The organism is Chelatococcus sp. HY11 (assembly GCF_018398335.1).
Taxonomy (GTDB): domain Bacteria; phylum Pseudomonadota; class Alphaproteobacteria; order Rhizobiales; family Beijerinckiaceae; genus Chelatococcus.
This window is the reverse complement of the sequence record NZ_JAHBRX010000002.1, coordinates 1,464,967-1,484,675: the sequence shown is the minus strand read 5'-3', so window position 1 is coordinate 1,484,675 and position 19,709 is coordinate 1,464,967. Positions and strand designations below refer to the sequence as shown.

At 62.6% G+C, this 19,709-nt stretch carries 15 protein-coding genes; all 15 read left to right on the top strand.

The annotated features are described in order from the left end of the window. Positions 1-133: 133 nt before the first annotated feature. The 15 genes from KIO74_RS27535 to KIO74_RS27465 all read left to right on the top strand — a co-directional run bounded on the left by KIO74_RS27535 (position 134) and on the right by KIO74_RS27465 (position 19,636). The gene (locus tag KIO74_RS27535) at positions 134-2,491 is read left to right on the top strand and encodes a DUF3141 domain-containing protein (RefSeq protein WP_249731497.1); all 2,358 of its coding nucleotides are present in this window, start codon (positions 134-136) and stop codon (positions 2,489-2,491) included. An 8-nt stretch (positions 2,492-2,499) separates the two neighbouring features. Continuing rightward, positions 2,500-3,294 carry an enoyl-ACP reductase FabI gene (gene fabI, locus KIO74_RS27530; protein ID WP_213338385.1) on the top strand — a complete coding sequence of 265 codons (795 nt, stop codon included), beginning with the start codon at positions 2,500-2,502 and terminating at the stop codon, positions 3,292-3,294. Between the two features lie 576 nt (positions 3,295-3,870). Continuing rightward, on the top strand, positions 3,871-4,776 hold the full coding sequence (locus KIO74_RS27525; RefSeq protein WP_213338383.1) for a LysR substrate-binding domain-containing protein: 906 nt from the start codon (positions 3,871-3,873) through the stop codon (positions 4,774-4,776). A 198-nt stretch (positions 4,777-4,974) separates the two neighbouring features. Continuing rightward, positions 4,975-5,916, top strand: coding sequence for a dihydrodipicolinate synthase family protein (locus KIO74_RS27520; RefSeq protein WP_213338381.1), 942 nt, complete (start codon positions 4,975-4,977; stop codon positions 5,914-5,916). A 4-nt stretch (positions 5,917-5,920) separates the two neighbouring features. Then, a complete protein-coding gene (locus tag KIO74_RS27515; RefSeq protein ID WP_213338379.1) occupies positions 5,921-8,182 on the top strand; it encodes a molybdopterin-dependent oxidoreductase in 2,262 nt (753 codons plus the stop codon). Between the two features lie 49 nt (positions 8,183-8,231). After that, a complete protein-coding gene (locus KIO74_RS27510; RefSeq protein WP_213338377.1) occupies positions 8,232-9,233 on the top strand; it encodes a substrate-binding domain-containing protein in 1,002 nt (333 codons plus the stop codon). A 42-nt stretch (positions 9,234-9,275) separates the two neighbouring features. Continuing rightward, positions 9,276-10,904, top strand: coding sequence for an ABC transporter substrate-binding protein (locus tag KIO74_RS27505; protein WP_213338375.1), 1,629 nt, complete (start codon positions 9,276-9,278; stop codon positions 10,902-10,904). A gap of 109 nt (positions 10,905-11,013) precedes the next feature. Further along, positions 11,014-11,991, top strand: a complete 978-nt coding sequence (locus tag KIO74_RS27500) for an ABC transporter permease (RefSeq protein ID WP_213338373.1) — start codon at positions 11,014-11,016, stop codon at positions 11,989-11,991. A 1-nt stretch (position 11,992) separates the two neighbouring features. Further along, positions 11,993-12,838: an ABC transporter permease gene (locus KIO74_RS27495; RefSeq protein WP_213338372.1), complete on the top strand. Its 846-nt coding sequence runs from the start codon at positions 11,993-11,995 to the stop codon at positions 12,836-12,838. 123 nt (positions 12,839-12,961) lie between these two features. Beyond that, entirely contained in the window at positions 12,962-15,304 is a 2,343-nt protein-coding gene (locus KIO74_RS27490; RefSeq protein ID WP_213338370.1) for a xanthine dehydrogenase family protein molybdopterin-binding subunit, read from the top strand. Continuing rightward, positions 15,301-17,085 (top strand): thiamine pyrophosphate-binding protein, encoded by a 1,785-nt coding sequence (locus KIO74_RS27485; protein ID WP_213338368.1) that lies wholly within the window; start codon positions 15,301-15,303, stop codon positions 17,083-17,085. The genes KIO74_RS27490 and KIO74_RS27485 overlap by 4 nt, the downstream gene beginning before the upstream one ends. An 87-nt stretch (positions 17,086-17,172) precedes the next feature. Beyond that, on the top strand, positions 17,173-17,643 hold the full coding sequence (locus KIO74_RS27480; RefSeq protein ID WP_213339285.1) for a (2Fe-2S)-binding protein: 471 nt from the start codon (positions 17,173-17,175) through the stop codon (positions 17,641-17,643). After that, positions 17,640-18,398, top strand: coding sequence for an SDR family NAD(P)-dependent oxidoreductase (locus tag KIO74_RS27475; protein WP_213338366.1), 759 nt, complete (start codon positions 17,640-17,642; stop codon positions 18,396-18,398). The genes KIO74_RS27480 and KIO74_RS27475 overlap by 4 nt, the downstream gene beginning before the upstream one ends. A 112-nt stretch (positions 18,399-18,510) precedes the next feature. Beyond that, the gene (locus KIO74_RS27470) at positions 18,511-18,825 is read left to right on the top strand and encodes a carboxymuconolactone decarboxylase family protein (RefSeq protein WP_213338364.1); all 315 of its coding nucleotides are present in this window, start codon (positions 18,511-18,513) and stop codon (positions 18,823-18,825) included. Positions 18,826-18,829: 4 nt separating this feature from the next. After that, positions 18,830-19,636 carry an FAD binding domain-containing protein gene (locus KIO74_RS27465; protein ID WP_213338360.1) on the top strand — a complete coding sequence of 269 codons (807 nt, stop codon included), beginning with the start codon at positions 18,830-18,832 and terminating at the stop codon, positions 19,634-19,636. Positions 19,637-19,709: the final 73 nt, after the last annotated feature.

The following is a 19,709-nucleotide window of genomic DNA, read 5'->3' as shown; positions in this document are numbered from 1 at the left end:
AACGCATGGCGGGAATTCCGCGCGAGGCAACCATGCCCGCAGCCGGATGGTATGGTGGCCTGCCCGGCGATGTCGGCTTTTCCCGAAACAGGGAGACAGCAAGTTCCTGCCGGCAATTTTGGTGGAGGGTGTCATGTCACGAGATCCCGCTCCTATTGAAAGGGGGGCATCGCCCGATGGTGGCGCGCCTTCGGAGATTGTCAGACTGCACATGACTGTCGCCCATGTGCTTCAGACCCGATATTTCGACGCCTGGACAAGCTACCTCGATGCGATACAGACCGCTGTGCGGCCACGCTCGGAGCGGCGGCCGGACACTGAGGACTTCTGGCGCGATGCCAGTGACTATTGGCTGGACTTTACCCAGCGCTCGATCCTCTTCTGGGATACATTGCGCCAGCGGGGCAACAACTGGCTGGAGCATGAAAAGGCCGGCAAGCCGCCTTTGCTGCACTTCCAGTGGGAAATGGTGGCGGACGCGCGCAGCTTCGCACGCCCGGTGAACTACGCTCTGGTGCGCATTATCGCGCCTGCGGGCGTGAAGACAGATCCTGAACGGCGCCCGTTCGTCATCATCGACCCCCGTGCCGGCCATGGCCCCGGGATAGGTGGCTTCAAGGAGGATTCGCAGGTCGGAATGGCATTGAAGGCCGGGCATCCCGTCTATTTCGTCATCTTTTTTCCCGAACCGATCCCTGGCCAAACTCTGGCGGACGTATCCCGCGCAGAGGCCGACTTCCTGCATATTGTGGCGGAGCGGCATCCCGCGACGCGAAAGCCTGTCGTGATCGGGAACTGCCAGGGCGGTTGGGCTTCCATGCTTGTCGGCGCGCTTGAACCAGATGCCGTCGGTCCCATCGTGATCAATGGGGCTCCCATGTCCTACTGGGCTGGAAACGACGGCGAGAATCCCATGCGCTATTCCGGCGGCCTTTTGGGAGGCGTCTGGCCCGCGCTTTTCGCGAGTGACCTGGGGGCCGGAAAATTCGATGGCGCCCATCTCGTACAGAACTTCGAGAACCTCAATCCAGCCAATACTTATTTCAGTAAATATTATAATCTATTTTCAAAAATCGACACCGAGCCTGAGCGATTTCTTGAATTCGAGCGATGGTGGGGCGGCTTCTTCATGATGGACCGCCAGGAAATCAAATGGATCGTCGAAAATCTGTTCGTCGGCAACGATCTCGTCGACGGCGCGGCGGAATGGTCGGAGGGGCGGGCGTTTGATCTGCGCGCAATCCAATCGCCCATCATCCTTTTCGCTTCACTGGGCGACAACATCACGCCTCCCCAGCAAGCCTTCAACTGGGTCGCCGACCTTTATCCGACAACGGAAGCCTTGAAGGCCAACGGACAGGTCATCGTCGGCCTCATGCATCAGAGCGTCGGTCATCTCGGCATTTTCGTCTCCGGCCAGATCGCCAAACGGGAGCACAAGCAGATTGTGGATCTCGTTGACTATATCGAGCATCTTCCCCCTGGATTATATGGCATGCAGATCGAGGAGAAGCTGAGCGACGGCAAGGTCCAATACGATGTTCTACTGTCCGAGCGCTCCATCGAGGATTTGCACGCGCTGCAAAAATATCGCCGCAAGGATGAGGTCCCTTTTGAAGCTGTGAAATCAACATCCGACGTCTTCGCATCTGCTTATGAAGCCTATGTGCATCCCCTGTTTGCGGCTTTTATTTCGCCCTCCGGCGCCACCATGCGTAGAGCCCTTCACCCTCAGCGCATGCAGCGCTGGGTACTCTCGGACCTCAATCCCTTCCTGCTGCCGCTAAAGGGGCTAGCGGATTGGACGAGGGCCAATCGCCTGCCGCGCGATGAGGAGGGCCTCTTGGCTCAACTGGAAAAAAGAGGGGCTGCCTTGACGACCGCGACATGGGATTTCTATCGCGATCTGCGCGATGCCTCGCTTGAGAACCTGTTCTACAGAGCCTACGGAACCGCGGCCATTTGCGCACCAGCGGAACAGGAGGCGCCTGCCGATGTCGCCAGCCCAGGACCGTCCGCGAAGGACGTTCTCGCCCGGCTAAAGGAAGGCAATCGGACGACGGCGATGGTCCGCACCGCGCTTTTATTGATGAAAGCCGGCACAGGGAGGCGAAGGCTCTCCGCAATGAAGCGGGTGAGAGAGCTCGCGGGTAAGGATGTCGGCCTCCTCGATCTCCCGACGGAGCAGGCCCGCGCGATCATCAGGGAGCAGGCATCCATTGTCGAGCTTGCGCCGAAGCAGGCACTGGCCGCGCTGCCTGATCTGCTATCGACATTCGCGGAGCGGCGCGCGCTCCTCGATCTTCTCGACCGTCTGGAAAAACTGTTTGATGCCAATGCTGACCAGATGGCCTTGCTGTCCACGCTCCGTAGCCTGCTGAGCGGCACATCCGCGCAACTCTATCGCTTTCCGGATAGTCGCGGCAGCGCTGACATACAGAATGACAGCAGAGCGATCTATAGGTCGACTGACGTTGCACCCGGCATCTGAGGCCTGTCATGTCCGAAACGACCGAAACTCTTGTCCAGTCCGGCGCGCTGCAAGGCAAGCGCGCCCTTGTCATCGGTATCGCCAACGATCAATCCATCGCCTATGGCTGCGCGAGGGTTTTTCGGCAACTGGGAGCCGAGCTGGCCATAACCTACCTCAACGACAAGGCCAAACCCCATGTCGAACCTCTTGCCCAGAGCCTTGGCGCGGAAATTTTCGCGCCCTGCGACGTCGGCGTGGACGGCGAGCTCGAGGAGGTCTTCGCACAGGTCCATAGGCATTGGGGGCGACTGGACATCGCGCTCCATTCGGTAGCCTATGCCCCAAAAGACGATCTGCGCGGGCGGCTCGTCGACAGCTCCGCCGAAGGCTTCAAGGTGGCCATGGATATTTCATGCCATTCCTTCGTCCGAATGGCCCGGTTGGCGGAACCTCTCATGACGGATGGGGGCACCTTGCTCGCGATGAGCTACCACGGCGCTAACAAGGTCGTCCCCAACTATAATCTGATGGGGCCGGTCAAAGCCGCGCTCGAGAGCGCCGTGCGCTATCTCGCTTACGAACTCGGCCCCCGGAATATCCGCGTGCATGCGGTATCCCCCGGCCCCCTCAAGACGAGGGCAGCCTCCGGCATCAAGGATTTCGATGTTCTCCTGAGCGAGGCCACGGAACGCAGCCCTATCAACGAACTCATCGATATCGACGACGTCGGCCTCACAACGGCCTTTCTGGCGACGCCGTTTGCGCGCCGGCTCACCGGGACAACCACCTATGTCGATGGCGGCCTGAGTATCATGGCCTGACGCCTGAGTTCTCCCTTGCGAACGAACGACCGCGGCGCCCAACCCATGGCAAGCATTTGAGCCTTCGATTCATATACAGAGCCTCGCCACAGCCGCGTGTAGCCACAAACCCTGGCTTGGGGGAACCGCCAACCTGAGCGGGCAGCGGTTGAACGCGCCGGTCGTGCCTTGGCAGTTACTGAAAATCGTGATCAGCCACCGGTGGCGGACGCGGCCCGGTGGTGATGACCGAGGGCTCCGATATGACGCCCGCGCCAGAACCAATTTTTTGAGGCTTCAGCGTTGGTCGCGATAACCCACGATACGCGCCTCATTCCCCATACGCGTCCGGAATCCCGCAAAGGCCCAATCAGAATGGCTAAATTTCGGTCTGCTTCGGCCGACGCGGACTGATACAAAGCTCCAGCATCATTGGACCACGGTTAATCCGCGTCATCACGGGAATTTTGAATTTTCCCATCCGAATGATGTCCTATAGATTATATAGACGTTGATTCGTGGAGATCTGGACGGGGCGTGCGGACGACCTCGACGCGGGGCGGAAGCCAAACGTAGCGCGCTTAGTGGACGATGGGAATGAATGAGCGACAGATACGGGCTTTCAAGCTTGTCATGCAACACGGCTCCGTTACCGCCGCTTCGCAGGCCCTGAATATTTCCCAACCCGCCGTCAGTCGTCTCGTCTCGGAGTTGGAACACAGCGTCGGCTTCCCCGTCTTCCTGCGCAAGGGCGGCAAGATCGAGCCCACGGTCGAAGGCCGCCAGTTCATGCAGGAAGTGGCGCGCATGTTCTATGGCCTGGACCGCCTCGAGCAGGTGGCGCGCGAGATCAGGGATCTGAGGCGCGCGGTGCTGAACGTGGCGGCCATGCCGATGATAAGTCTGGAGATCATGCCGAAGGCCATTGCGCGCCTTCTGGCGGAAGTCGGCAGCATGAAAATTGCCCACGATGTGTACGGGTCGCCCCAGATCCTCGATCTCGTATCGACCCGGCAGATTGATCTTGGCATAGGGCAGTTTCTCGGTCTGCAGCACAATATCGATGTGATCGCGTCCTATCGAACCTGCTGTGTCTGCGCGATGCTGCCGGACCATCCTCTCAGCGGACACGACGTGCTCACCCCGCGTGACCTGAAAGGCCATCCGCTGGTGGCCCTGTCTTACCATACGGCCGTCGCGAGCTATGTTACGCAGAGCTTCGCCGAAGCGAACGTCCAGCCGCAGATCGCGGTTGAAAGTCAGCCATCATTCACGGCATGTGGGCTGGCCGCCGCCGGTGTCGGCATTGCGATCGTCGATCCGCTGACGCCGCGCGCGTTTCGCGCCAACTTGCGCCTGGTGCCGTTCAAGCCCGATATTCCGTTCGATTTTCACATCTTCAAACCGACTGATACCCCGCTCAGCCGGCCGGCAGAAACCTTTTGCCAGCATCTGTCCGACGTGCTCGCCGATTTCGGCGAGGTGACGCGCCTCGGCCCATGACTCCTCGACATAGCACCGTCAGGAAATTGTATTTGATCTTTCGCCCACAGCCGACACGATGGACGGCGGATCGGGATGATGAGACGTGGGGTTGTGTCTGGCCTGAATCTCAGCCGGCAGCCGTGTCCAGGTCGATAAAAGCTTTGGTCGGCCGCGCCACGTTTCCTTCCTCAGCTTTGTCTAGAGCGAGGTGATGGGATGGCACATATTAAGCCGAAGGGCTCCTTCGTAGCCCTTATTACGCCGATGAATGCCGACGGCTCGATTGATTATGACGGCTTTCAGACGCTGCTTTCGTGGCATGAAAGCAACGGAACGGAAGCCGTCCTCATCATGGGGTCGACCGGTGAGGTATCGATGCTTTCGCCGGACGAACGCCGCGAAATCATCTCGCGCACGGCGAAGATGAAGACCGGCAAGATGCTGTTCTATTACGGCTGCACCGGCAACAACACCCAGACCACCATCGACTATGTCCGCTACGCCAAGGCCGAGGGCGGCGATGGCGCGATCATCGCGGCTCCCGCCTATATCTGCGCCGACAATGCAGCGATCACCGACTATGCGTGGGAAGTCTGCGATGCGGTGGATTTTCCCATCGGCTTCTACAACAATCCGCCGCGCGTTACGACGGATCTGCACTGGACCAACATTCTCAAGTTGGCCAAGCATCCGAACATGGTGGTTCTGAAGGAATCCACCACCCGCGTCGGCCAAGTGGCGCAGGTATGCGCGGCAAAACCCGACATGGCCATCATGTGCTGCTGCTCGCCGAACCTCGGCCTCGTTATTCCGACGATGGCGCTGGGCGGTCACGGCACCGCGAACATGACCGGCAACATCATCCCGCAGGAGATGGCGATCATCTCGAAGGAGTGGAAGAACGGCGACGACGCATTCGCTTGCCGCGAGGCGTGGCTGCGCAACCTGCCGATGCTGCATTTCGCCTATTCGGCGATCAATCCCGTGGCGATCAAGTCCCTGATGCGCGTCATCGGTCTGCCCGCAGGCCCCCTGCGCAAGCCGCTGCAGCCCGTGCCCGCCGATCATCTGCAGATCGGCCTGAACGCCGTCCGCGACCTCGGCCTGGAAGAGCGCTACGGCTTCCGGATCAAGCCGTCTGCCATCGCGGCCGAGTAGCCGGATGCAGGGATCGAGCACCATCAGCCTCTGCCATTGGGGCGCGTTCGAAGCCGAGGTGGCCGATGGCCGCCTCGTTGCGGCGCGGCCCTGGGCGAATGGGCTGGCCGATCCCGATATGATCGGCGCGCTGCCGGGCCTGGTTCATTCGCCCCTGCGGATCGACCGCCCCTATGTGCGCGAGGGCTTCCTGCGCCATCGCCACGCCGCCGGCGGCAAGGGCCGTGGCGTGGACCCGATGGTTCCCGTCGACTGGGATACTGCGCTGGATATCGTGTCCTCGGAAGTGGCGCGGGTCAGGGACCTGCACGGTCCGGCTTCTATCCTTGGTGGATCCTACGGCTGGTCGAGCGCAGGGCGCCTGCACCACGCACGAAGCCTCGTTCGCCGCTTTCTCGCGGCGGCGGGGGGCTTCACCGATCAGCTGGGCAACTACAGCTGGGGCGCCGCTAACGCGATCCTGCCGCATGTGCTCGGCACGGCAGATGCCGTGGCCTTCGCCGCGACGGAATGGAGCACGATCGCCGAAGAAACGGATGTGCTGGTCGCGTTTGGCGGCCTTAATGCCAAGAATTGGCGCGTGACGTCGGGCGGCGCCGGCCACCACCACATGGCACGCTATGTTGACGCTGCGGTGCGACGTGGCACCAAATTCGTGATTGTTTCGCCGCTGGGCGAGGATGCCCCGCCCGGTCTGAATGCGGTACACATCGCGCCGAGGCCGAACACCGATACGTCCTTGATTCTCGCGCTTGCTCACCGCGCCTTCATCGAGGGCCGCGCCGACCTGCCTTTCCTCGAAAAGCATGTGGTCGGACACGACCAATTGGCCGCCTATCTGCGCGGGGACACCGACGGCGTAGAAAAGACCTTCGCCTGGGCCGCCGGTATCGCCGGCATCGACATCACGGAACTTGAGGCCCTGTGGGGATTGATCCGCCGTGGTCGCGTGATGTTGACGGCCGCATGGTCTCTCCAGCGCGCCGATCATGGCGAGCAGCCGTTCTGGGCATTGATCGCCCTGGCCGCGATACTCGGCCAGATCGGGCTTCCGGGTGGCGGGTTCTGTTTCGGCTATGGCTCGATGAATGCCGTCGGCGCTCCGGCCCGGCGCGGTTACGTGCCGGCCCTGGATGGACTTACGAATCCGGCGCAAAGCGCGGTACCGGTGGCGACCTTGATCGACGCGCTGTCCCGGCCGGGCGAGACGATCGATTTCAACGGACGCGAGATCACTTTTCCCGATATCCGCATGGTGTACTGGGCCGGCGGGAATCCGTTCCACCACGCGCAAGACCTGTTTGCGCTGGAGAAAGCCTGGCAGAGGCCGGACACCATCATCGTGCACGAGCCGTGGTGGACGCCGGCCGCGCGCCGCGCGGATATCGTTCTGCCGGCAACGACCACCGTCGAGCGGAACGATTTCGGCGGCTCCTCCCGCGATCCCTTCGTCTTCGCAATGCCAAGACTGATTGACCCGCTCGCGCAGGCGCGCGACGACTTCCTGATTTTCGGAGAACTCGCGGAACGCCTCGATTGTGGCGAGGCTTTCTCCGAAGGTCTTGACGAGTTCGGCTGGCTGCGCCGGCTGTGGAGAAAAACCGAGGCCAGGGGCAAGCGCGAGAATGTACCCGTGCCCGACTTCGACACATTCTGGCGGGAGGGTTTCTTCGCTGTACCCGCGCCGGAAAGGCCGGAAGTGCTCCTGGAAGACTTCCGCAAGGATCCGGTCTCCAGCCCTCTGTCTACCCCGTCTGGCCGCATCGAACTCTATTCGAAGCGAATTGAGGGTTTCGGCTACCGTGATTGCCCAGCACATCCAGCTTGGCTTGAACCCCATGAATGGCTCGGCAATGCGGACCCGGACCAATTGCATCTGGTGACCAACCAACCCCCCAAGCGGCTGCACAGCCAGCTTTTCCAGGTGCAGCAGGCCGGCGACCGGGAGCCAGTGGCGATCCACCCCACCGATGCGGGGCAGCGCGGGATCTGTGACGGCGACATCGTCCGCGTCGAGAACGGGCGCGGCGCCTGCCTCGCCCGCGCGAAGCTGACGGAGAGCGTACGCGAAGGCGTCGTCGTCATGGCGACCGGGGCATGGTTCGCGCCCGCTGAAACGGAGCCGCGGCTTGAATTCAACGGCAATCCCAACGCGGTCACCGCGAACCGCCAAACGTCGTCACTGGGGCAGGCCTGCGCGGCTCTCAGCGCCCTCGTGCGCCTGCGGCGGTTTGACGACGACCAAGACCAAAAGTCCCGCCGTTGAATGACCGTGAACCACATTCGCCACCATGCGGCACAGCAAGGATAGTATGATGACCGACCCGGTTCTCCTGTCACTCGCAATAGGCGAATACGACCATGTCCAGGCGCTGTGCGCCGGTGCGGTGAAGGTCAAGGGCGCGCGGCTGAACGTTCAGAACCTGCCGGTTCCGGATATCTTTGCTCGCTTCACCCGGTTTCGCGAATGGGATATCTCCGAGATGTCGCTGGCGATGTATGTCTCGCTGCTGTCGCAGGGGGATAAATCGCTGACCGCGATCCCGGTGTTTCCATCACGCATGTTCCGGCAGTCCGCCTTTTTCGTGCGCAGGGACGGCTCGGTCAAATCAGCCTCGGACCTGAAGGGTGGCCGCATCGGTTTTCCGGACTGGTCCCATACGGCGGGGGTCTATGCGCGCGGGTTCCTCGCCCATGAATGCGGCGTCGCTCTCGACACGGTCGAATGGGTGGAGGGCAGTGTCAATGCCACCGGCCATGCGCCCCATATCGCGATTGCATGGCCGGCAGGTCTAAAAGTGACGAAGGCGAAGGACAAGTCGCTCAACAACATGCTGATCGCGGGCGAACTCGACGCAATCATCTCATCGCATACACCCGATGGCGCGCTCGGCGCCGCCCCATCGCTCGTGCGCCTGTTTCCCGGCGGGATGGCCGACGAGGCCGATTATTACCGCCAGACCGGCATCTTCCCGATCATGCATGTCGTCGCCATTCGCTCCGATGTCTACGAAGCAAATCGCTGGCTTGCGGCGAACTTGTGCCACGCGTTCGAAGCCGCCAAGCAGGACAGTCTGCGTCGCATGGCCGACAGCATGGTCTCGCGCTATCCCTTTCCATGGATGTATGAGCAGGCCGAGGCGGCGCGTGCTCTTTTCGGCCAGGATTTCTGGCCCTATGGCGTGGCGCGCAACCGGATCACGCTCACGAAATTCCTCGAATACTGCCAGGAGCAGGGCGTCTCGCATCGCCCGGTTGGCCTTGATGAGCTCTTCGCGCCTGAAACCGCCGGCCTGTTCGCCGGCGCGCACCAATAACAACGGCAACTTCGTTTGATCCGATAACCAGAGGGCCTGCCAATGACACCGTTTGACCTCATGAAAGCCAAGTTGACCCGCCGCGCGTTCGCGCGCAGCGCGCTCATTCCGGTTGCCGCGCTGGCGCTCGCGCCGATGATGACCCCCGCGATGAGCCAGCCCAAGCAGGGCGGGGTCATGACGATGAGCCTCGACCCTGAGCCGTCGATCCTCGTCTCGGCGCTGAACAGCGCGTCGCCTGTCTATGTGGTGTCGTCGAAAATGTTCGACGGTCTTGTCACCTACGACAAGGACTTCAACCTGATCCCCCGTCTGGCCACCGCGTGGACGGTGTCCGACGATGGCCTGACCGTCGAGTTCAAGCTGCGGGACGGGGTGACATGGCATGACGGCAAACCCTTCACCTCCGAGGACGTCCAGTTCACCTTCATGGAGATCCTCAAGAAACTGCACCCGCGCGGCAAGGGTACATTCGCCAATCTCCAGTCCGTCGAGACCCCGGACGCGCATACGGCTGTTTTCAAGCTGGCCGCTCCGACGCCTTACCTGATGCGCGCGCTCGCCGGCGCTGAATCGCCCATCATGCCGAAGCACATCTACAAAGACGGCGATCCGATGCGGAACCCGGCCAACACCGCCCCCGTCGGCACGGGTCCGTTCAAGTTCGGTGAGTTCGTGCGCGGCAGCCATTTGTTGCTGCAACGCAACGAGAATTATTGGGATAAAGGCAAGCCCTATCTGGACCAGTTGATCATCCGCTTCATCGCGGACAGCGCCTCGCGCGCGGCCGCGCTTGAAAGCGGCGAGGTGCAATATGGCGCGCAGTATGTGGTTCCCCTGTCGGACGTCGCGCGGCTGGGCAAGAACCCGACGCTTGAGGTCAGCACCGATGGCTGGGAATACAACACCTCGGTGAACTACTTCGAGTTCAATCTTCGCAAGCCGCAATGGCAGGATGTCCGCGTGCGTCAGGCCATCGCGCATGCCATCGACAAGGACTTCATCGTCAAGAATATCTGGCATGACTTCGCCACGGCTGCGAAGGGCGGCCCGGTAACCATCAAGCAGTCCGATTTCTATACGGATGACGTGCCGCAATACGAGTTCGACCTCAAGAAGGCGGCTCAGCTTCTCGACGAGGCAGGCTATAAGGCCGGTCCCGACGGCAAACGCTTCTCCGCCACGATCGACTACTCGCCGAGCGGCGACACCTTCCGGCAGACAGCCGAAATCCTGCGCCAGAACCTTGCCAAGATCGGCATCACCCTGACGCTTCGCGCACAGGACGGACCGACCTATGTCCGCCGTGTATGGACCGACAATGATTTCGACCTGAACATCTATTCGGTGTCGAACATCGCGGATCCGGTCATCGGCATCCAGCGCCTCTTCTGGTCGAAGGCGATCCAGAAGGGCGTGGCCTATTCGAACGGCTCGAGCTACTCCAATCCCGAGATGGACCGCCTGCTCGAAGCCGGCATGGTTGAGAACGATCCGGAAAAGCGTCGCCAGATCTACAAGCAGATGCAACAGATCGCGATGACCGACCTGCCGACGTTCCCGATCGTCTACATCGACTGGTTCTCGATCTACAACAAGAAGGTCAAGGGCCTGAACACAACGGCGCTCGGCCTCTACGAGAACTTCTCGGACGTTTCCATCGAAGAGTGATGTCAGGCGTGCCCGGCCGGCCCAAGCGGCCGGGCACTTGCTGACGAGCCACATCCGTTGCGCGCCCGACGGCGCGCCGGTGCGACCCCCGGACCGAGGCCGCAATAGCATGAAATCACTCGCCCCCTATGTTATGCGTCGGTTGGGGCACGGTGTCATAACCGTCGCCGCGATCATTGTGCTGAATTTCATTATCCTGCACTTGGCACCGGGTGATACGGTCGATCTGCTTGCCGGTGAATTCGGCGCGGCCGATCCCCAGTATCTGGCCGATCTTCGCGCCCGCTTCGGCCTCGATCAGCCGATCTATATTCAACTTGGCCAGTACTTCTGGAATGTTTTGCAGCTCGACCTCGGGTATTCATTCCGCAACGCCACGCCAGTGCTGAACCTGATCCTGGCGCGGCTGCCGGCGACACTGATCCTGATGCTCACGGCAATCCTCGTCGCCTTCACCGCCGGTCTTCTCCTCGGTGTTGTCTCGGCGCGGCGCGTCAATACGCTGACTGACGACGTGATCTCCGTGCTCGCGCTGCTGTTCTACGCCACACCGCTTTTCTGGCTCGGCCTGATGGGCATCGTGCTGTTTTCCGTCAAGCTCGGCTGGCTGCCCACTGGCGGCATGTACACCATCGGCGGGCGATTTAACTGGCTCCAAAGCATTCTCGACGTTGGCCGTCACCTTATCCTGCCTGCGATGACCCTCGCGCTCTATCACATGGCGATCTACACGCGGCTGATGCGCGCCTCGATGCTGGAGGTCTACAACCTCGACTATATCCGCACGGCGCGATCCAAGGGGGTGATGCCGCGCCGCATCGCATTCCGCCACGTGCTGCCCAACGCCGTCCTGCCCATGGTCACGATGGTCGGCATCCAGATCGGTACGCTTCTGGGCGGCGCCGTCATGATCGAGACCGTCTTCAACTGGCCGGGATTGGGACGACTGGCTTTCGATGCCGTCTTCCAGCGTGATTACAATCTTCTCCTCGGCACAATGCTGTTCGCCTCATCGCTGGTCGTGGTCATTAACATCTTCACAGACCTGATCTATGCGGTGCTTGATCCGCGCATCGGGATCAAATGACATGAGAAATTTCCGCGAGTTCTGGCGCCTTTACACGCGCCGCGCCTCTGCCGTAATCGGCGTCACGATGCTGGGTTTCATTGTCATCTTGGCCATCATCGGGCCGATCCTCGTGCCGGGGGATCCTTGGGATACCGTCGGCACGGCGTTCATCTGGCCGGGACAGTCGCTGGCGACGCCGCTCGGAACCGACCCGCTTGGGCGCGATATTCTTCGCGGTGTGCTGGTCGGCGCGCGCGTCTCGCTGACGATCGGCCTCGCAGCTGCGGCAACAGCCCTCACGATCGGTATTCTCTTCGGCGCTATTGCCGGCTATTTCCGCGGATGGATGGAAGACGTCCTGATGCGCATCACCGACGTGTTCCAGACCATTCCGAATTTTCTGTTCGCCTTCGCTCTGGTCGCGATGTTCGGCGCCTCGCTGGTCAACGTCATCCTCGCCATTGGGCTCGTCACATGGCCGCCGATCGCGCGGCTCGTCCGTGCCGAGTTCCTATCCCTGCGCGAGCGGGAATATGTGCAATCCTGTATCGTGCTGGGCATGAGCCGATCGGCCATCATCTTTCGCCAGATCTTGCCGAACGCGCTGCCGCCGATCATCGTGATGTCGTCGATCATGGTCGCGGGCGCGATCCTGACCGAGGCGGGGCTGTCGTTTCTCGGTCTCGGCGATCCCAATCTGATGAGCTGGGGCACGATGATCGGCATCGGCCGGCCGGCGATCCGCACGGCATGGTATATCGCCGCCATTCCGGGCGTACTCATCCTGCTCACCGTGCTGGCGCTCAATCTTGTCGGCGAAGGTCTCAACGACGCGCTCAATCCGCGGCTCAAGGCACAGCAGTAGACATGGCAAGAGTAGTTCGGGCAACAGTAGTTCTGGCGAGAGCCGATATGGCGAGCATTCCGGACATGAAAAGGCCAGCGACGATCTTCGACAACGCGGTCGATGCCATTGGAGCGCGCTGCCATGGATAAGTTCGGGGGACACGGCCACACCGGCCGCGTCGAGGATGAACGGCTGGTGTCCGGCAAGGGCTGCTACGTCGACGATATCCATCTCGCCGGCATGCTTTACATGGCGGTGGTGCGTTCCCCCTACGGCCATGCGGACATCGCCGCCCTGGACGTGTCGGCCGCGCTGGACATGCCGGGCGTGCGCGCAGTGCTGACTGGTGTGGACATGGAGGCGGACGGCATCGGCACGATCCCGTGCGTAAGCCGCCCCCGCCGCGCGGATTTCACGACACAGGCCATCATCGAGCCGCCGCATCGCGCGATGGCGCTGGGTCGGGTTCGCATGGTAGGCGAAGCTGTTGCCATCGTCATTGCCGACAGCATCGCGCTCGCCAAGGATGCCGCCGAAGCGGTTCAGGTCGAGTACGAACCGCTGACAGCCGTGACCGACCTTCGCGCTGCCGTCGCTCCCGGTGCCCCCCAATTGTGGGACGAGGCGCCGGGCAACGTCTCCTTTGTCTATGAGATCGGCGACCGGACAGGCGTTGACGCGGCCATGGAGGCGGCGGCCCATGTCACCCGGCTGACCATCGACATCAATCGCGTCACCGCCAGTCCGATAGAGCCACGTGTCGCCATCGGTGACTACGATCGCCGCTCGGGACGCTACACGCTGCATGTGGGACAGCAGACGCCGCATCAGATCCGCCATGTGCTGGCAACCCGCGTCCTCCATGTGCCCGAACACCAGGTGCGGGTCGTCGCGCCCGATGTGGGCGGCGGTTTCGGCCTCAAGGCCGGCATGTTCGCCGAGGATATCCTGGTCCTGTGGGCATCCAGGCGGGTGGGGCGGCCGGTGAAGTGGCTCTGCGAGCGCAGCGAGGCCTTCATCAGCGATGATCACGCGCGCGAGAACCATGTCGAGATTGCGCTAGCCCTATCTGCGGACGGCCGCTTTCTCGGGCTCTCCTATAGGGCTCTGGCTAACCTTGGGTCCTGCGTCGCATTGCGTGGCGCGCACCCGCCCGTGAACAATCTCGGCTCGCTGTCTGGTCCCTATACAACACCGGCCATCCATGCCGAGGTGAAGGGCGTTTTCACCAACACGCGCGCCACCGCCTCCTATCGCGGCGCAGGGCGCCCCGAGGCGACCTATGTACTGGAGAGGGTGATCGATGCGGCTGCACGCGAGACGGGCCTTGATCCGTTCGAACTGCGGCGCAGGAATTTGATCCCCGCCGAGGCGATGCCCTACCGCACCAACCTCTTGTTCGAGTACGACAGCGGCAATTTCGAACGCAACATGCTGTCGGCGGCGGAGATGGCGGATCTCGCCGGCTTTGCCGAGCGACGGGAGGTCTCGCGCAAAGCCGGCAAGCTGCGTGGCATCGGCATCGCGAATGCCATCGAGCAGGCGGGCGGCCCGGCGGGCTCGCCCTGGGAAGAAAGGGTGGAGATCCGCTTCGACCTGTCCGGCGGCATACGCGTGCTCGTGGGCACGATGTCGAATGGGCAGGGCCACGAGACGATCTACCAGCGCCTCGTCAGCCAGCGCCTCGGCGTGGCGTCGCAGCGGGTGACCGTCATGCAGGGCGACACCGACGTCTCAGCCTTCGGACGCGGCTCCTTCGGCTCGCGCTCGATGATGAGCGGCGGCGGCGCGCTCGATCGGGCCTGCGACAAGGTGATCGACAAGGGAAAGCGCATCGCCGCTTTCCTGCTGCAGGCGGCGGAAGCCGACATCGTTTTCGCGGATGGGCGGTTTGCCGTCGCGAGCGGCGGCTCCCTCACCATCGACGAGGTCATGAAGGCTGGTTTCAGCGTCGCGACACTGCCGAGTGAGATCGAGGGCGGGCTCGACGCGATCGCCGTGTTTGCGCCACCGGCGCCGACCTACCCCAACGCCTGCCATATCTGTGAGGTCGAGATCGATCCCGATACCGGCACGGTCGTGTTCGACCGCTATGTCGTCGTCGACGATGTCGGCAATGTGCTCGATCACCAGATGGTGGAGGGGCAGGTGCAGGGCGGGATGGCGCAGGGGCTTGGCCAGGCGCTCCTGGAAACCATTCGTTACGACGAAGATGGGCAGATCCTCACCGCCTCCTTCATGGACTACGGCATGCCACGCGCCAGTGATGTGCCCGATTGCGAATTGCTGACGCAAGGTACTCCGACCGCCAACAACCCGCTCGGCGTCAAGGGCGCCGGAGAGGCCGGCACTATCGGCGCCCTGCCCTCCATCATGAATGCCATCATCGACGCACTCTCGCCTCTGGGCGTGCGCCACATCGACATGCCTGCGACGCCGGAGCGCGTCTGGCGGGCCATTCGCAACGCGGAGACCTCTGCATGAACGACATCGATAACGAGATCGAGAAACCGGTCGGCATCAACAATCCCCGCATCGAATGGTCGAGCGACCTGATGGCCGAGGTCGTGCGCAGGCTTGACCTCAAATATCTCGCGATGAACCCCGGCGCGAGCTATCGCGGCTTTCACGACAGCCTCGTCAACTATCTCGGCAACCGCGACCCGCAGATGCTGCTGACGCTGAATGAGGACCACGCGGTCGCCATCGCGCACGGCTATGCCCGTGTCACCGGCGAGCCGATGGGCTGCGTCCTGCACAGCAATGTCGGTCTGATGCACGGATTGATGCAGGTGTTCAACGCGTGGTGCGCCCGCGTGCCGATGGTGATCGTCGGCGCGACCGGGCCGGTCGCCGCCGACAAGCGCCGACCGTGGGTCGACTGGGTCCATACCGCCAAGGATCAGGGCGCGTTGCTGCGCAACTATACCAAATGGGACGACCAGCCGACCTCTGCGGTAGCCGCCGTGGAATCCTTCCTGCGCGCCAACCAGATTGCGCGGACCGCGCCGCGCGGCCCCACCTATGTCTGCCTGGAAGCTGATCTTCAGGAGGAGCCATTCGACGCCGACGGCTTCGAGCTGCCAGAGGTTTCGCGCTATGCGCCGGGCCCCTCCCCGCATCCGTCCGCGGAAACACTGGCTGAGATCGCCGATCGCCTGCTGAAGGCCGAGCGGCCCATCATCCTGTCAGGCCGCGTCTCGCGCGATCCCGAGGCGTGGGAGCAGCGTATCAGGCTGGCCGAGGCTGTCGGCGCCCGCGTTTTGTCAGATCTGCGCACGGGCGCCTCGTTCCCCACCGAGCACCCGCTGCACGGGCCCATCCCGCGCAGCCATTACTCACCGGAAGCCGCCGAACTCGTGCGTCAGGCCGATGTCATTCTCGTGCTCGACTCCATCGATCTCGCCGGTGCACTGCAACTGATCGAACAGAAGGGCAAGGTTCGCGGCACGATCATCAACTGCACGGTGGATTCCTACATCCACAACGGCTGGAGCATGGACTATCAGGGACTTCCGCCAGCGGATATTCGCGTGCTGGCCGAACCCGACGCCCTCGTCGCCGGGCTTCTTCCCTATCTGACGAAGGCGCAGAAGCCGGGTTCAGCATGGAGCACACCGCAAGCTCCGGCGAAGGTCGCACCGCCCGATCTGAGCGATCCGCAGCGGGCTATCGTGCAGGACGACCTCGCATGGCTGCTCAATGAGCGTCGCGAAGGCCGCAAGTTCACCATCATGCGCGTCGGCCTCGGCTTTTCCAGCGAACACTACCCGTTCCGCGACCCGCTGGACTATCTCGGCTTCGACGGTGGCGGCGGGCTTGGCGCGGGACCGGGCATGGCCGTTGGTGTCGGGCTGGCGCTCAAGGGCACGGGCCGGATCCCGATGAGCATCGTCGGAGACGGCGACTTCCTGCAAGGCGCAACAGCGCTATGGACGGCCGCGCACTACGACATTCCGGTGCTCGTCATCGTCGCCAACAATCGCTCCAACTACAATGACGAGGTGCATCAGGAAGCGGTCGCCCGCGAGCGCAACCGGCCTGTCGAGAACAAATGGATCGGGATGCGTCTGGCTGAGCCCCATGTCGACATCGCCGGTCTCGCGCGGTCTCAGGGCGTCGCCGCGGAAACCGTTTCGGCGGTTGGGGAGCTTGCCGATGCGCTCGAGCGAGCCATCCGCACAGTGGAGGCAGGCAAGCCCTATCTGCTCGATCTGGTGATCGAGCCGTCCCAGCGCGGGCCGCTGTTGAAGAGAGGACATTGACCCGTTGGATATCCCGGGAAGCTATCGGCTCTCTTTGCATCGTTTGCCGGCAGGTCCGGCGTGATGGAAACCAGCGAGACCTTGCCCATGCGGCGGATCACCTTGAACGTGAACGGCAGCGAGATGACTGCGGAAGCGGATGACCGCACGCTGCTCGTCACCTTTCTGCGCGAGAACCTGCGCCTGACTGGAACCCATGTCGGCTGCGACACCAGCCAGTGCGGCGCGTGCACGGTTCACATGGACGGAAAGTCGGTCAAGTCGTGCAGCATTCTCGCCGTTCAGGCGGAAGGGTCCCGGGTCGTCACCATCGAGGGTATCGCCGCTGATGGAGAGCTCCACCCGATGCAGCAGGCCTTCCGCGAGCATCACGGCCTGCAATGCGGCTACTGCACGCCCGGCATGATCATGGCGGCGCTGGACCTTGTGCGCCGCATCCCTGATGCGGACGAACACACAATTCGTGAAAACCTCGAAGGCAATCTGTGCCGCTGTACCGGTTATTCCGGCATCGTGCGCGCGATCGCCTCGCAGACCCGACCGGAACAGCAATCATGAGCGAGCGTCCCCGCATCATTCTCGTCACGGGATCGGCCAGCGGTATCGGCGCCGCGATCTGCCGCCGGCTCGCCGCACCCGGCACCGCCTTCATGGTGCACGCGCGCAAGAACGCCGAAGGCGCCGCTGCAGTGGCCGATGAATTGCGCGCGCTGGGCGCGGTGGCGCAGACTCATCTGTGCGATCTGCGCGAGGCGGGCGCCGCCGCAGGGCTGGTGGAGCGCACCGTGGAGACTTTCGGCGGGCTCGACGTGCTGGTGTCGAATGCCGGTTCAGCCAACAAGAAGCCGCTGCTCGAGGTGCCGGAAGATGATCTCTCCGCCGCCACGGACACGATACTGACGGCCTTCTTCCAGCTGGCGCGTGCCGCGGCGCCGCATCTCAAGCAGGGCCGTGATCCGCGCGTCGTCGCCGTCAGCTCCTTCGTCGCCCACATCTTCCGCAAGGACGTAACGCTTTTCCCGGTCACCGCCGCGGCCAAGGCGGGGCTGGAAGCACTGGCGCGCGCGTTTGCCATTGAACTCGCGCCCTTCGGCGTGACGAGCAACGTGGTCGTCCCGGGTTATACGGAAAAGGATCCAGGTGCCCATTCGGCCTTCACGCCCGAGGGCTGGCGTAGGGTTGCCGAGCAGGTTCCGCTGGGGCGCATCGCGAAGCCTCGCGACATTGCCAATGCGGTCGCCTTCTTCGCTGATCCCGCTTCGGATTTCGTCACGGGCCAGACGCTGCACGTCAACGGCGGCCTGCACATCTAAAGCATTTCCGGTGAACTCCGGTTCACCGGAAATGCTTTAGGCTTTTGTTTCTACGCATTTTCTTCGCGCGAACCAGTTTCCACTTCGCGCGAAAATGCTCCAGGGGACGACCATGGCCAATCCGACCTATCTGCGTTTCATCGACAACAATCCCGACAGCGCAGCTGCGTTCAAGGCGCTTGTGGCGGAAGTGACCAAGGCGGGTGCCCTGGACGCCAAGACCAAGCAGCTGATCTTTCTCGCCTGCACCGCCGTCAGCGGCTATGGCGACGGGCTGATCGCCCATATCGACAAGATACTGGCGGCAGGTGGCACCCCCGATGAGATAAGGGAAACGCTCGCGGTCACCATTCCCGTCGCCGGGGTGATGCCGGTGCTCAAGGTCTACGACGCCGTCGAGGACCATCTCGCCAAACTGCAAGCCTGAAAAAATGTACCAGACCCGCTATCACCGCGCTTCCTCGATCGCCGAGGCCGTCGCGCTCGTTCAGCGAGCCCAGGAGGGCAAGTTCCTCTCCGGTGGCATGACCTTGATCCCCGCCATGAAGACGCGCCTCGCCGCGCCGTCCGATCTGGTGGATCTGCGTCACGTTCCGGGTCTTTCTGGTATTGCCGTGTCAGGTCGCCAGGTCTCGATAGGCGCGGCGACGACCCATTTCGAGGTGGCCTCGCATGGCGAACTGGCGGCAGCGTGCCCCGCCATCTGTCATCTGGCCGCCCATATCGGCGATCCGCATGTTCGGCATATGGGCACGATAGGCGGGTCGATAGCCAACAACGATCCCGCGGCCGACTACCCGGCCGCGATGATCGCGCTCGATGTCACGATCGTGACCAGCACAAGGGAAATCGCCGCGGAAGATTTCTTCACCGGGCTGTTCGAAACGGCTCTGGATGACGACGAGATGGTGACGGCGGTGCGTTTCACAGCTCCGTTGGACGCAGGATACATGAAATTTCCCAATCCGGCGTCCCGGTACGCCCTTGCTGGCGTGTTCATCTCGCGGAGCGAGGCCGGTGTACGGGTCGGCGTGACCGGCGCCGGGGCGGACGGCGTCTTCCGTTCCACCGAGATCGAGCAGGCCCTTTCCGCCCGTTTTGACGCCACCGCCCTCGACGGGATGACAGTATCTCCCGACGCTCTGATGAGCGATATCCACGCAAGCGCCGAGTACCGTGCCAATCTCGTCGTCGTGATGGCGAGGCGAGCCATGGCTGGCATCGCAAAATCGTCCTAAGGACGAGAACGGACAAATCCCCGCCGACCACGGGGATATGCGCCGTCGCGCTGGATCGGCAACCCCGTCGGCA

Excerpts from the sequence above, each read along its gene's own strand:
- KIO74_RS27490 (WP_213338370.1), top strand. The coding sequence starts at position 12,962 with ATGGATAAGTTCGGGGGACACGGCCACACCGGCCGCGTCGAGGATGAA.
- KIO74_RS27485 (WP_213338368.1), top strand. The coding sequence starts at position 15,301 with ATGAACGACATCGATAACGAGATCGAGAAACCGGTCGGCATCAACAAT.
- fabI (WP_213338385.1), top strand. The coding sequence starts at position 2,500 with ATGTCCGAAACGACCGAAACTCTTGTCCAGTCCGGCGCGCTGCAAGGC.
- KIO74_RS27470 (WP_213338364.1), top strand. The coding sequence starts at position 18,511 with ATGGCCAATCCGACCTATCTGCGTTTCATCGACAACAATCCCGACAGC.
- KIO74_RS27500 (WP_213338373.1), top strand. The coding sequence starts at position 11,014 with ATGAAATCACTCGCCCCCTATGTTATGCGTCGGTTGGGGCACGGTGTC.
- KIO74_RS27510 (WP_213338377.1), top strand. The coding sequence starts at position 8,232 with ATGACCGACCCGGTTCTCCTGTCACTCGCAATAGGCGAATACGACCAT.
- KIO74_RS27465 (WP_213338360.1), top strand. The coding sequence starts at position 18,830 with ATGTACCAGACCCGCTATCACCGCGCTTCCTCGATCGCCGAGGCCGTC.
- KIO74_RS27475 (WP_213338366.1), top strand. The coding sequence starts at position 17,640 with ATGAGCGAGCGTCCCCGCATCATTCTCGTCACGGGATCGGCCAGCGGT.
- KIO74_RS27480 (WP_213339285.1), top strand. The coding sequence starts at position 17,173 with ATGCGGCGGATCACCTTGAACGTGAACGGCAGCGAGATGACTGCGGAA.
- KIO74_RS27505 (WP_213338375.1), top strand. The coding sequence starts at position 9,276 with ATGACACCGTTTGACCTCATGAAAGCCAAGTTGACCCGCCGCGCGTTC.
- KIO74_RS27520 (WP_213338381.1), top strand. The coding sequence starts at position 4,975 with ATGGCACATATTAAGCCGAAGGGCTCCTTCGTAGCCCTTATTACGCCG.
- KIO74_RS27495 (WP_213338372.1), top strand. The coding sequence starts at position 11,993 with ATGAGAAATTTCCGCGAGTTCTGGCGCCTTTACACGCGCCGCGCCTCT.
- KIO74_RS27515 (WP_213338379.1), top strand. The coding sequence starts at position 5,921 with ATGCAGGGATCGAGCACCATCAGCCTCTGCCATTGGGGCGCGTTCGAA.
- KIO74_RS27535 (WP_249731497.1), top strand. The coding sequence starts at position 134 with ATGTCACGAGATCCCGCTCCTATTGAAAGGGGGGCATCGCCCGATGGT.
- KIO74_RS27525 (WP_213338383.1), top strand. The coding sequence starts at position 3,871 with ATGAATGAGCGACAGATACGGGCTTTCAAGCTTGTCATGCAACACGGC.